General features: G+C 59.5%; 10 protein-coding genes. 6 read left to right on the forward strand and 4 right to left on the reverse strand.

Features of this window, described 5'->3' with window-relative positions; genetic code table 11:
- Positions 1-43: 43 nt before the first annotated feature.
- From ABI171_RS03000 to ABI171_RS03010, 3 genes are all read right to left on the reverse strand, one after another.
- Positions 44-355: a metal-sensitive transcriptional regulator gene (locus tag ABI171_RS03000; RefSeq protein ID WP_348091127.1), complete on the reverse strand. Its 312-nt coding sequence runs from the start codon at positions 353-355 to the stop codon at positions 44-46.
- An 82-nt stretch (positions 356-437) separates the two neighbouring features.
- Entirely contained in the window at positions 438-1949 is a 1512-nt protein-coding gene (locus tag ABI171_RS03005; protein ID WP_348091128.1) for a sensor histidine kinase N-terminal domain-containing protein, read from the reverse strand.
- The gene (locus tag ABI171_RS03010; protein ID WP_348091129.1) at positions 1946-2629 is read right to left on the reverse strand and encodes a response regulator; all 684 of its coding nucleotides are present in this window, start codon (positions 2627-2629) and stop codon (positions 1946-1948) included. Before ABI171_RS03010 ends, ABI171_RS03005 begins: the two co-directional genes overlap by 4 nt.
- 191 nt (positions 2630-2820) lie before the next feature.
- Between ABI171_RS03010 and ABI171_RS03015 the strand changes: the two genes are divergently transcribed.
- The 6 genes from ABI171_RS03015 (at position 2821) to ABI171_RS03040 (ending at position 11635) form a co-directional block, all read left to right on the forward strand.
- Complete coding sequence (locus tag ABI171_RS03015) at positions 2821-3810, forward strand: tripartite tricarboxylate transporter substrate-binding protein (protein ID WP_348091130.1); 990 nt, start codon at positions 2821-2823, stop codon at positions 3808-3810.
- Positions 3811-3982: 172 nt separating this feature from the next.
- Entirely contained in the window at positions 3983-5083 is a 1101-nt protein-coding gene (locus ABI171_RS03020; RefSeq protein WP_348091131.1) for an ABC transporter substrate-binding protein, read from the forward strand.
- 72 nt (positions 5084-5155) lie between these two features.
- Positions 5156-6961 carry an iron ABC transporter permease gene (locus tag ABI171_RS03025; protein WP_348091132.1) on the forward strand — a complete coding sequence of 602 codons (1806 nt, stop codon included), beginning with the start codon at positions 5156-5158 and terminating at the stop codon, positions 6959-6961.
- Between the two features lie 32 nt (positions 6962-6993).
- Positions 6994-8079, forward strand: coding sequence for an ABC transporter ATP-binding protein (locus tag ABI171_RS03030; RefSeq protein WP_348091133.1), 1086 nt, complete (start codon positions 6994-6996; stop codon positions 8077-8079).
- Between the two features lie 112 nt (positions 8080-8191).
- A complete protein-coding gene (locus ABI171_RS03035; RefSeq protein ID WP_348091134.1) occupies positions 8192-9268 on the forward strand; it encodes a porin in 1077 nt (358 codons plus the stop codon).
- Positions 9269-9442: 174 nt separating this feature from the next.
- Positions 9443-11635, forward strand: a complete 2193-nt coding sequence (locus tag ABI171_RS03040; protein ID WP_348091135.1) for a M3 family metallopeptidase — start codon at positions 9443-9445, stop codon at positions 11633-11635.
- Between the two features lie 81 nt (positions 11636-11716).
- Here the strand turns inward: ABI171_RS03040 and ABI171_RS03045 are convergent, their stop codons facing one another.
- Positions 11717-12202 carry an asparaginase domain-containing protein gene (locus ABI171_RS03045; RefSeq protein ID WP_348091136.1) on the reverse strand — a complete coding sequence of 162 codons (486 nt, stop codon included), beginning with the start codon at positions 12200-12202 and terminating at the stop codon, positions 11717-11719.
- Between the last annotated feature and the right edge of the window lie 13 nt (positions 12203-12215).

The raw sequence follows: 12215 nt of genomic DNA on the forward strand, positions 1-12215 counted from the left end.
CATGTACCTAAAGCGCGTCGAAAAATTTTTCAAGAAGACGGTTTCAGGAAAATTTGTCCAGCAACGCCGCAATATCTTTTGCACTTTGCTGCGCATCTTCCGGTGTAGCGGCCGCCGCCGTGTGGGTCACGATGGCGCCAGTCAGCAATGTGATAAACGCGCGGTCGAGCGCCTTGCGTGCAGCCGCCAGCTGCTGCGCGACACCGTTGCAATCAGCCGGCCCGGCGGCGTTGGCAATCAGTTTCTGGACGCCGCGGATCTGGCCTTCCACCCGCGCCAGCCGGTGCAGCAAATCTTTTTTCTGCTCATCGGTGAGTGCCGTACCGTGGACCATTTTTGTGGGCGTATCGCTCAAAGCCAATCTCCTCATTGTTCCTGCGCCGCAAACATCATGCAGGCAGCTTACCAAGGCCAGCGCAAATTACAAGTTCGCTGAATCAGACGGAATGCATGGATGGCGATAGCGGGAAACTAAGCGTCACCTTAAGGCCGACGGCGTCAACCTTGCCATCCTTGCTATCGTCCGCACTCGACAGCGTGATCCGGGCGCCATGCGCGCTGGCGATATCGCGCACAATCGATAAACCGAGACCGGCGCCGCTGGGGTTTTGCTGCTGCGCCGACGGCGCGCGGTAGAAGGCGGAGAAAACCCGTTCCCGGTCTTCTTCCGCGATGCCCATGCCATTGTCTTCCACTTCCAGTATGGCGCACTGGGCAATGCTGTCGGGCCGCACACGCAGGATGATCTTGCCTGCGACGGGTGTGTAGCGGATCGCATTATCCAGCAGATTACTGACCAGTTCATGCAGCAATAGTGCATTGCCGTCGATCAGCAGTTCCTGCTCGGCGTCGAACGACAAATCGATCTGCTTTTTCACCGCCGCGAGTGCATGCTCGAGACCGACCTGACGCGTGATGTCTGTCAGCGATACCGGTGTCACGCCGCTCTCAGCCACGCCATGTTCGGCGCGCGCCAAGGTCAGCAAGCGGTTTGCCAGATGCACCGTGGCGTCAGTAGTGCCGGCGATGCCGGCGACAATTTCGCGCATGTTTTCGCGTATGTCTTGCCAGGCCCGTGCATCGTTGGGGTTACGGTCGAGTTCACGCAAGGCCAGCTCGGCCTGGGTCTTGAGCACGGTCAGCGGCGTGCGCAGCTGGTGCGAAGCATCTGCAATGAAACGGCGCTGGCCGCTGATCAGCGCTTGCAAACGGCCCATGTAGCCGTTCATGGCCACCACCAGCGGCCTGACTTCCTTGTGTACCTGGTTGGCATCGAAATCGCTCAGATCCGAGGTGGCGCGCGCTTCCACCGTGACTTTCAGCTGCATCAGCGGCCCCAGCACAAAGCGTACGGCAAACCAGACCAGCAGCGCCGCGACCATCACCAGCAAACCTTGCCGCCATAAGGTGCTGAACAGGATTTTTCGGGTGAGGGCGCTGCGGGCGTCCATGGTCTCGCCGACCTGGATCAAGGCGATGCCGCGCATCGAGTCGTCGTAGACCGGTTGATACAGAGCGGCGATGCGGACCGGCTGGTTGTGATAATTAGCGTGATAAAAACGCACCAGCGCCGGGTAGATTTCCGAGCGCGGCACATCCGGCGGCAATGCCGGCAGGTCTTCATAGCCCGAGACAAATTCGCCGTGCGTCCCGGTGACCTTGTAGTAGATGCGGCCCAGGGTGTCGGTTTCAAAACTGTCCAGCGCCACATAAGGAACGTCGGCGACCACCTTGCCGTCGACCACCGAAACCCGCTCTGCGAGCGCCCGGGTCGACGCCAGCAGGGCGCGGTCGTAGGCCAGGTCGGCCACATCCAGCGCATTGCGGTAAACCGAAAAAGCGTCCAGCGCCACCACCAGCAACAATGGTATCAACAGCCAGCTAAGCAACTGGCTGCGCAAACTGCCCAGCGATTTTGCGGGCTTGGCGGCGGCGACTTGCAGATTCATTTTTCGGCGACGACTTCCAGCAGATAGCCGAGGCCGCGCAGGGTGGTGATGGCGACTGCCAGCGGCTCGTTGCGCACCAGTTTTTTCCGCAGGCGATGGATATAGATTTCAATCGCATCGGGATTGGCGTCGTCGACGAGCGAAAACACTTCGTCGAACAATTTTTCCTTGGAGACCACGCGGCCGGCGCGGCTGATCAGCACTTCCAGCACGGCATGCTCACGCGGCGTCAACGCCAGTGCCGCGCCGCCGTAGCTGAACATGCGCGTGACCGTATCGAACTGCAGCGCGCCGCAGCTATACACCGGCGCTTCGCCGCCCTGGGCGCGGCGCAGCAAGGCCTTGACGCGCGCTTCCAGCTCGACCAGTTCGAAGGGCTTGGCCAGGTAATCGTCGGCGCCCAGGTTCAAGCCTTGCACCCGGTCTTGCAAGCCGCCGCGCGCTGTCAGGATCAACACCGGGGTCTTGCTGCCGCGCGCGCGCAAGCGCTTCAAGACTTCCAGGCCATCCATTTTCGGCAAGCTCAGATCGAGGATAACCAAGGCATACTGCTGGGTGTGCAACAGGCTGTCGGCGTCGGCGCCGTTCATGGCGCATTCGACCGACCAATGCGCATCTTGCAAGGCTTTGGTCAGCCAGCGCGATAGCTCGACATGGTCTTCGATCAGCAAAATCCGCATGGCTTGGGGCGAGTAGAGTTTTAAAATGGGTCGCCAATACTCACACAGAATGCCGTCGTTGGCAAAACGTGAGTGAAAGGAAAATGAAAGACTGGGGTCGTTATGATGCAAAAAAACGTATAAAGCCCGGTTTCACCCCTGCAGCCGCCAGAGCATTGCAGGAGGAATAACAACAGAATGGGTAGGAGACAATGCATTCCGCAATCACCAGGATTTATGCAATCGGTGCACTCAGTGCGCTCAGTGCATCCCTCACGCTCGGCGCGCAGGCGGCGCCGCTGCAATGCGTCGCGCCCGCCAAGCCGGGCGGCGGCATGGCTTTAACCTGCAAGCTGATCCAGAAAGGCTTGCAGATACCCGCCGTCGCCGAGCCGCAGGAAAATCCCCTCAAGATCAGTTATTTGCCCGGCGGCATCGGCGCCGTCGCCTGGAACTCCATCGTCACGCAACGGCGCGCCGAAGCCGATACGCTGGTGGCGTTTTCCGGCGGCTCGCTGATGAACCTGGCGCAGGGTAAATACGGCGATGCCGATGTCAGCAATGTGCGCTGGGTGGCGGCCATCGGCGTTGACTACGGCATGATTGCGGTGCGCAACGATTCGCCCTATAAAACATTGCGCGACTTGCTGGACGCGCTCAAGAAAAATCCCTCGAAAATCACGATAGGCGCGGCCGGCACGGTCGGCAGCCAGGATTGGCTGAAGATTTCCATGCTGGCCAAACAGAGCCGGATCGATCCCAAGGACTTGCGTTTCGTTGCGCTGGAAGGCGGCGGCGAGGCATTTACCGCCTTGCGCGCCGGCCATGTGCAGGTAGTCTCGGGCGATGCGTCGGAAGCCACCCTGCATACGCTGGACGGCGAGATCCGGATCCTCGCAATATTGTCCGAGCGGCGTTTGCCCGGCGCACTGGCAGCGGTGCCGACCGCGCACGAGCAAGGCTTGGCGGTCAGCTGGCCGATCATACGCGGCGTTTATGTCGGGCCTGAGGTCAGCGATGCCGCCTACAAGCGCTGGGTAGGCCGCTTTGACGCCATGATGGCGACGCCTGAATTTGACCGCCTGCGCGCCGCCACCGGGTTGTCACCATTCGCCATGAGCGGCGAAAAACTGACCGTATATATAAAGAAAACCGTGGAAGACTACCGCAAGCAATCGGACCAGCTTGGCTTGATCAGGTAAACCGCGCCGCGACTTCAGGTCCGGCAACACCCCGCAGGCAATAGCGAATGGCAGCCATATCCAGGCTGGCGCCGGCACGCCTGCGTCTTTTGAAAAGATGCAACCCGATGCAACCGGACCTAACTCGATTTAACCCGTTCGCAACAATCATAACCATCAGGAGACGACACCCATGTTGATCAAAAAACCTTTGGCCGCAGCACTCGCTGTCTTGTCATTCACCCTGGCCTTGAACGCCTCGGCGCAAACGCCTGCCGGCTATCCGGCGGATTACGCCAAGATCGTCGACGGCGCCAAGAAGGAGGGCAAGCTGGTGATCTACAGCGCCACCGATTCGAAGGCAGCGGAACCGCTGATCAAGGATTTCAGCGCGCTCTATCCGGGCGTCAAGGTTGAGTTCAACGACATGAATTCGACCGAAGTCTACAACCGCTTCATTTCGGAAGCGGCCGCCGGCGGCGCCACCGCCGACGTGCTATGGTCATCGGCGATGGACCTGCAATTCAAGCTGGTCAGCGAGGGTTACGGCGCGGTGTACAAATCGCAGGAAGCGGCGGCGATTCCGGCCTGGGCCAACTACAAGGACAGCGCCTATGGCACGACTTTCGAACCGCTGGCGATCGTCTATAACAAGCGGCTGGTCAGCGCCGACGAAGTGCCAACCACCCACGCCGACCTGGTCAAGCTGCTGACCGCCAAGGCTGACAAATTCCGCAACAAGGTCACTACTTACGATATTGAAAAATCCGGCGTCGGCTTTTCTTTCATTACCGAAGATGCCCAGATCAACCCGCAGTTCTGGGAACTGGCCAAGACTTTCGGTGATGTCGGCATCCGCGTGCAATCGTCCACCGGCACCATGCTGGAGCGGATTTCTTCCGGCGAAAATCTGATCGGCTACAACGTCATCGGCTCCTATGCGCAAGCGCGTGCGGCCAAGGATCCGTCGCTCGGCGTGGCTTTCACCAAGGACTACAACCTGGTGCTGTCGCGCGTGGCGTTCATCAACAAGTCGGCCAAGAACATGAACGCGGCCAAGCTGTGGATCGACTATCTGTTGTCCAAGCGCGGCCAGACCATCATCTCGACCGATTCGCAACTGTATGCCTTGCGTTCTGATGTCAGCGGCAACGCGACGCTGACCAGCCTGACGACCCAGCTCGGCGGTGCACTCAAGCCGATTCCGATTACGCCGGCGTTGCTGCAATACCTGGATCAGACCAAGCGTCTGGCGTTCCTTAAGCAGTGGAAAGCCGCGGCAGGCAAGAAGTAGGGGCACGACACAGGTCTCGGCGGTCCCGCCGGGACCTGTGAATTCAAGCTGGGTTTTTGCAAGGTACACACTATGACTTCTATTTCCTCCCCCCATCCACTAGCCAGCCGCTCACGGCTGGCGCGCCTCAACTGGCCGCGCGGACTGGTGGTTACGCTGGCGGCGGTGGCGATCTTCCTGCCGCTGGTGCTGATTTTTTATCAAAGTTTTTTATCCGCGCCTTTTTTTGCGCCAGTCAAGACCCTGAGCCTGGAACCGTATCGCTTCATCTTCGACGATCCGGATTTCCGCCAGGCTTTCATTAACGGCCTGCTGCTGGCCAGCGGCCTGGCTTTCATCGCGGTGCCGCTGGGCGGCATGCTGGCTTTCCTGATGGTGCGCACCGACCTGCCTGGCCGCAACTGGATTGCGCCGATGCTGCTGGTGCCGATTTTCGTGTCGCCGATGGTGATCGCTTTCGGTTATGTAGTATCGATGGGGCCGGTCGGTTTCTATACGGTCTGGATGCAAGACTTGCTGCGCATGGTCGGCATCGAGGCGACGCCATGGAATGTGTATGCCTTTCCCAGCATCGTCATCATCGCCGGCCTGACCCACGTGCCGCACGTTTACCTGTACGCCTCCGCAGCCCTGAAGAGCCTCGGGGCTGATGTCGAAGAAGCCGCGCGCGTAGCCGGTGCTTCGCCATTGCAGGTCGCGCTGAACGTCTCGCTGCCGATGATCATGCCGGCGCTGGCGTATGCCGGCGTACTGGTGTTCTTCCTCGGCTTTGAAGTATTCGGGCTGGTGCTGGTGCTGGGCGATCCGGAAGGCCATCTGGTATTGCCGACCTATCTGTACAAACTGACCAACAAGCTCGGCACGCCTTCTTATCATCTGATGGCGGCGGTGGCGGTGTGCCTGGTGGCGGTGACCTTGCCGCTGGTGATGATACAACGCTGGCTGCTGCGTTCGGCCAACAAATATGTCTCGATCAAGGGCAAGGGCGCGCGGCAGAAGGCGCTGCCGCTGGGTAAGTGGAAATGGCTGGCGTTCGGCTTGATCGCAGCGTGGCTGATCTTCACCATCGTGATCCCGTTGTCCGGCATCGCCTTGCGCGCCTTCGTGTCGCACTGGGGTTACGGCGTGTCGCTGCTGGATGCAATGACTTTGCAACATTTCCGCGATATCTGGGAACAGCCGTCGCTGATGCGCGGCATCGTCAACACCATCCTGATCGGCGTCATCGGCGGTGCGATCGCAGTGGCTTGTTATTGCTGTATTGCGCTGGCCATGCACCGCAAGGCGGACGGCATCACCCGTTTCCTCGACTACAGCGTGCTGATCCCGCGTGCCGTGCCGGGTTTGCTGGCCGGCTTGTCGTTCTTGTGGGTGTTCCTGTTCGTGCCGTCGTTCCTCGACAGCTTCCTCAAGGGGTATGACAACGCCGTTGCCAACTGGCTGGTGGAAAATTTCATTCCGCAATTGCGCGAACTGCGCTCCACCATTTTCTCGGTATGGCTGGCGTATTCGGTGGTGTGGCTGGCTTATGGCTTGCGCCTGATTACGACGGCGCTGTTGCAGGTCGGGCCGGAACTGGAAGAAGCGGCGCGCGCGGTCGGCGCCCGCCGTTCGCAAGTGACGCGCGACGTCACCTTGCCGCTGGTGCGCTACGGCGTGCTGGGGGCCTGGCTGATGGTGTTCCTGATTTTCGAACGCGAGTATTCCACCGGCGTCTATCTGCTGTCGCCCGGCACCGAAGTCATCGGCGCGCTGATCGTCTCGCTCTGGGCTTCCGGTTCGGTCGACCTGGTGGCGACGCTGTCCTTTATCAACATCACGCTAGTGGCCATCGGCCTCGGCATCGCGCTGCGCTTCGGCATCAAGTTGCACGACTAAGCGTGCACAGCACACAAACACAGGAAATCATCATGAGCGAATTAAGCGTCAACAACCTGCACCTCGACTACGGCAGCGGCGCCAGCGCCAATCCGATTCTCAAAGGCGTATCGATGGAATTGCAGCGCGGCGAAGTAGTGGCTTTGCTGGGGCCTTCCGGCAGCGGCAAGACCACCTTGCTGCGCGCCGTGGCGGGGCTGGAATCGCCGAAATCGGGCAGCATCCAGATCGGCGAGCGAACCATGTACGACGGCAGCCGCAAGCTGGAAATTCCGGCGGAAGAACGCAATCTCGGGCTGGTGTTCCAGTCGTATGCCTTGTGGCCGCACAAGACGGTGTTCGATAACGTCGCCTACGGCTTGAAGCTGCGCAAGATGAACGGCAGCGATATTGCCGAACGCGTCAAAACCGTGCTGGGACAACTCGGCCTCGGCCACCTGGGCGAGCGCTTTCCTCACCAGCTCTCCGGCGGCCAGCAACAACGCGTCGCCATCGCCCGTGCGCTGGTATACAACCCGCCGGTGATCCTGCTGGACGAACCGTTGTCCAACCTGGACGCCAAGCTGCGCGAAGAAGCGCGCGCCTTCTTGCGCGAACTGATCGTGCGGCTCGGTCTGTCGGCATTGATGGTGACCCACGACCAGGCCGAAGCGATGGCGATTTCGGACCGTATCCTGTTGCTCAACAACGGCAAGATCGAACAGCAAGGTACGCCGCAGCGCATGTATGAAACGCCGGATACCTTGTTCACCGCGGAATTCATGGGTAGCAACAACCGTTTGCCGGCCAAGGTGCTGCATAGCGACGACTCGCATGCCTCGCTGCAAGTTGAGGGTGGCAATGTCACGGCGACGCTGCGTGGTCCTGGCGCCGGTGGCAAGGACACAATCGCCATCATCCGCGTCGAGCAGGTCAACATTTCCGATACCCAGGTAGAAAACAGCATCAGGCTGCCACTGGCGACTTGCATGTATCTGGGCGACCGCTGGGAATGTGTGTTTCGCAACACGGCGGAAAGCGGCGCCGACAGCAGCGTCTTGCGGGCTTACGCAAGACAACGGCTGGCGCCGGGCGAGTACTGGCTGCAATTGCCGAAAGATGCGCTGTGGGCGTTCTAGGCCAGGGTTTATCACGCAGGAAAAGCAAGGAAATTTCGCATCACAGGCTATGTGCAGCCGGCCGTAATTGCACAGTCCGCACAATCAAAAATACTACAACGGAGGAAACACAATGAAAAGAAAATACCTGGCGACGGCAACCTTCGCCGCACTCGGGGCTTTGGCGAGCAGCGCTTACGCTCAAACCAATGTCAGCATCTACGGCATCATCGACACCGGGGTCGAGTATGTGAATAACGCCAACGCCAACAAGGATGGCCTGCTACGCCTTAGCTCCGGCGCGATGAACACATCGCGCATCGGCTTTCGCGGCACAGAAGACCTGGGCGGCGGCCTGAAGGCCGTATTCCAGCTGGAAAACGGTTTCAAGGTCGATACCGGCGAGTTCGACAGCACCGGCGTGCTGTTCAACCGCCAGGCCAATGTCGGCCTGGAAGGTAATTTCGGACGGCTGGTCGCAGGGCGCTCGTTTACCACCACCTATGATTTCATTCTGCCGTTCGATCCCATGGGTTATTCGGGCCAGTATTCCTGGGTGACTTCGGCCGGCGCCACCGGCGGCCGCAAGGATGGCATGCCGACCAATTTGCAAAACATCCTCAAGTACCAGGGGAAATTCGGCAACTTCAAGCTGGGCGCGACATACGGCTTCGGCGAAGTTGCCGGCAGCACCAGCGACAGCGCCAAGTACGACCTCGGCATCGGCTACGAAAGCGGGCCGTTCCGTATTGCGGCGACCTTCGACCGGGTCAACGGCGCGGCGGCCAACCCGGCCAACAGCGCCTATGACAAGGCCACCAGCATCCACCTGGCCGGCGACTATCAGCTGGGCGGCAACCTGGACCTGAATCTGGGTTATCGGAACTACAAGAAGACGCTGGCATCGCATGCACCCGATTTGCGCAGCGATTTCTTCTGGGGCGGCGCCAGCTACAAGGTGACGCCGGTGGTGACGCTGATCGGCGCAATCTACTACCAGAACATCAAGAACGTCCCGAGCGGCAAAGATGCGGATCCAATCATGTATTCGGTGCGCGGCAAGTATGCGCTGTCTAAACGCACCGACCTGTACCTGAGCGCCGCGTATGCCAAAGCCAAGAACCAGCAGCTGGTCGGATTGTCGCGTGACGATATTGCGTTTGGCAGCAGCCAGACTGGCGTGATTGCGGGGATGCAGCACCGTTTCTGATTTTTGCAGACGTAGGTTGGATTGGCACTTCGTCGGATTAAGTAACTTACGTAATGCTGCTCCGACCTACGATGCACACAATGTGCGGGAAAATATGGCAAACACTCCTCGCTGAATGCGGCGTAAAATGTTTCGTCAAAAAAACAATCGCCGATATCAACACTAGGAGAATTGATGCAAGTTTCTACAAGACGTATCTCGGTATGCGGATTGATGCTGACCGCCGCCGCAGGATTGATGGGTTGCGATATGCCGACCAAGGCCGAGAAGGCCACTGCCGCCGCGACCGCAGCCTATGCGACATCCTCGCCCTTTGCCCAGATCAGCTCCTTGCCGTACAACCTGCCACCCTTCGGCAAGATCAAGGATAGCGACTACAAACCGTCATTCGAGGCGGGCATGGCGCAGCAGCGCCAGGAAGTCAATGCGATTGCGGCCAATCCGGCGGCCCCGACCTTCGATAACACGATTGTGGCGCTGGAACGCTCCGGCCAGATGCTGACCCGCGTCAGAGACGTCTTTTTCAATCTCATCAGTTCCAACACCAGTCCGGTGATGGACCAGACCCAGCAAGACATGGCGCCCAAACTGGCGGAGCATGAAGACGCCATCTTCCTCGATCCGATCCTGTTCGCCCGCATCGAGACGCTGTACCAGCAACGCGCCAGCCTCGGCCTCGATCCGGAATCGCTGCGGCTGCTGGAACGCTACCGGACCGACTTTGTCCGCGCCGGCGCGCGCTTGTCGCCCGCCGACAAAGATCAGTTGCGCAAGATGAACCAGCAGATTTCCTTGCTCACCACCCAATTCCAGCAAAACCTGCTGAAAGCCAGCAACGACGGCGCGATCGTGGTCGACAACGTAGCCGATCTGGACGGTTTATCGAAAGAAGAAATCGCTGCCGCCGCACAGGCTGCGGAAACCCGCAAGCTGGACGGAAAATGGCTGATCCCGCTGCAAAACACCACCGACCAGCCGGTGCTGGCGCAACTCAAGAATCGCGCGCTGCGCGAACGCATCTATAAAGCCTCGATCAGCCGTGGCGATGGCGGTGCCGGCGACAACGTCGGCAATGTTGCGCAAATCGTCAAGCTGCGGGCCCAGCGCGCCGCGTTGCTGGGTTATCCCAACCATGCCGCCTATGTGCTGGAAGAAGAAACCGCCGGCACGCCTGCCGCTGTGAACAAGATGCTGGCGCAACTGGCGCCACCTGCCGCCGCCAACGCCCGCAAGGAAGCGGCCGCCATGCAGCAACTGATCGACCGCCAGGCCAAGGCGAAACATGGCAAGCCGTTCAAATTGCAACCATGGGACTGGGGCTTTTATTCGGAGCAGGTACGCAAGGCGCGTTACAACTTCGACGAATCGCAGATCAAGCCTTACTTCGAGCTCAACAACGTGTTGCAGGATGGCGTGTTCTACGCAGCGCATGAGCTGTACGGGCTGACTTTCAAGGAACGCACCGACTTGCCGGTATACCAGCAGGATGTGCGCGTGTTCGAAGTGTTCAACGCGGACGGTTCTGCGCTGGGCTTGTTCCTGTTCGACCCGTTCGCACGCGACAACAAGCAGGGCGGCGCCTGGATGAACAGCTATGTCGCACAATCGCGCTTGTTCGGCACCAAGCCTGTCGTATCGAACAATATCAACATCGCCAAACCGCCGGCAGGCAAGCCGGTGCTGCTCAGCTTCGATGAAGTCAACACCATGTTCCACGAGTTCGGCCATGGCTTGCACGGCTTGTTCTCGAATGTTGAATATCCGATGTTCTCCGGTGCCTCGGTGCCGCCTGACTTTGTCGAATATCCTTCGCAATTCAATGAAATGTGGTCGCACAATCCGAAGGTGCTGGCGCACTATGCCAAGCACTATGAAACCGGCAAACCGATGCCGCAGGCGCTGGTCAACAAGGTGCTGGCTGCGCGCAAATTCAATGCCGGCTACGACACCTCCGAATATCTGTCGGCGGCGATGCTGGACCAGTCCTGGCACCAGCTGTCGGTCAACCAGACCCCGGATGTCACCGACGTCATGGCGTTTGAAGCCAAAGCGCTGGGCACCGCCAACGCCAAGGGTTACGTGGTGCCGCCGCGCTATCACACGACTTACTTTTCACATGTGTTCGCCAACGGCTATTCCGCTGGGTACTACGCCTATATCTGGAGCGACGTGCTGGCCAAGGATACCGAGTACTGGATGAATACCCATGGCGGCTTGAAGCGCGCCAACGGCGACCTGTTGCGCGCCAAGGTGCTGTCGCGCGGCTTCAGTGAAGATCCAAGCGCATTGTTCAAGGATTTTTATGGCCGCGGACCGGATGTCGGGCCTTTGCTTGATGCACGTGGCCTGACTGGCGCGGCCAAGTAATCGGTGGGAATTGGCAGGAAATGAAAACGGGGCAGAAATTCTGCCCCGTTTTTTTTCGTTTGTTTTATCCCGGCGACGAAATTACAGCGGCTCGAAAACGCCCGCAGTCCGGTTCTTTTCCACTTTGTCCCAAGCAAAGATCTTGCCGTTCATCGCCACATACACGCCATGCGGCAAGGCTTGCGCCACGCCACAGGCGAAGCCGAAATTGAACAGGGCGTCGGAATTGGCGATGGCGTAGGGAATCATCGCGCCGGTCACTACGATGGTCTTCTCCAGCGCTGCCGCGCCCAGCACGGCAGCGGTCTCGCGCATGGTGTCGGTGCCGTGGATGATGACGATAGCCTCTTCCTTGGCGTGGGTGCACGAGGCCAGCACGCGACGACGGTCTATATCCTGCATGTCGAGCGAATCCAGCAGCGGCAATTCCTCCAGCGCGATTTCCGCAGTGATGCGGGCGCGCTGGATCACCTGCGGCAAATGGCTGGCGGCGAAGGTCAATTTACCGGCGATCTCGTCGTAGTGCTTGTCGAAGGTGCCGCCGGTGGCGATGATGCGTAAAGCCATGGGAATCTATTTC

Origin of the sequence: Collimonas sp. (assembly GCF_039923675.1) — a bacterium.
Classification (GTDB): domain Bacteria; phylum Pseudomonadota; class Gammaproteobacteria; order Burkholderiales; family Burkholderiaceae_D; genus Collimonas.

Coding starts and splice junctions, on each gene's coding strand:
- ABI171_RS03005 (WP_348091128.1), bottom strand. CDS start 1,949: ATGAATCTGCAAGTCGCCGCCGCCAAGCCCGCAAAATCGCTGGGCAGT.
- ABI171_RS03010 (WP_348091129.1), bottom strand. CDS start 2,629: ATGCGGATTTTGCTGATCGAAGACCATGTCGAGCTATCGCGCTGGCTG.
- ABI171_RS03015 (WP_348091130.1), top strand. CDS start 2,821: ATGCATTCCGCAATCACCAGGATTTATGCAATCGGTGCACTCAGTGCG.
- ABI171_RS03020 (WP_348091131.1), top strand. CDS start 3,983: ATGTTGATCAAAAAACCTTTGGCCGCAGCACTCGCTGTCTTGTCATTC.
- ABI171_RS03025 (WP_348091132.1), top strand. CDS start 5,156: ATGACTTCTATTTCCTCCCCCCATCCACTAGCCAGCCGCTCACGGCTG.
- ABI171_RS03030 (WP_348091133.1), top strand. CDS start 6,994: ATGAGCGAATTAAGCGTCAACAACCTGCACCTCGACTACGGCAGCGGC.
- ABI171_RS03035 (WP_348091134.1), top strand. CDS start 8,192: ATGAAAAGAAAATACCTGGCGACGGCAACCTTCGCCGCACTCGGGGCT.
- ABI171_RS03040 (WP_348091135.1), top strand. CDS start 9,443: ATGCAAGTTTCTACAAGACGTATCTCGGTATGCGGATTGATGCTGACC.
- ABI171_RS03045 (WP_348091136.1), bottom strand. CDS start 12,202: ATGGCTTTACGCATCATCGCCACCGGCGGCACCTTCGACAAGCACTAC.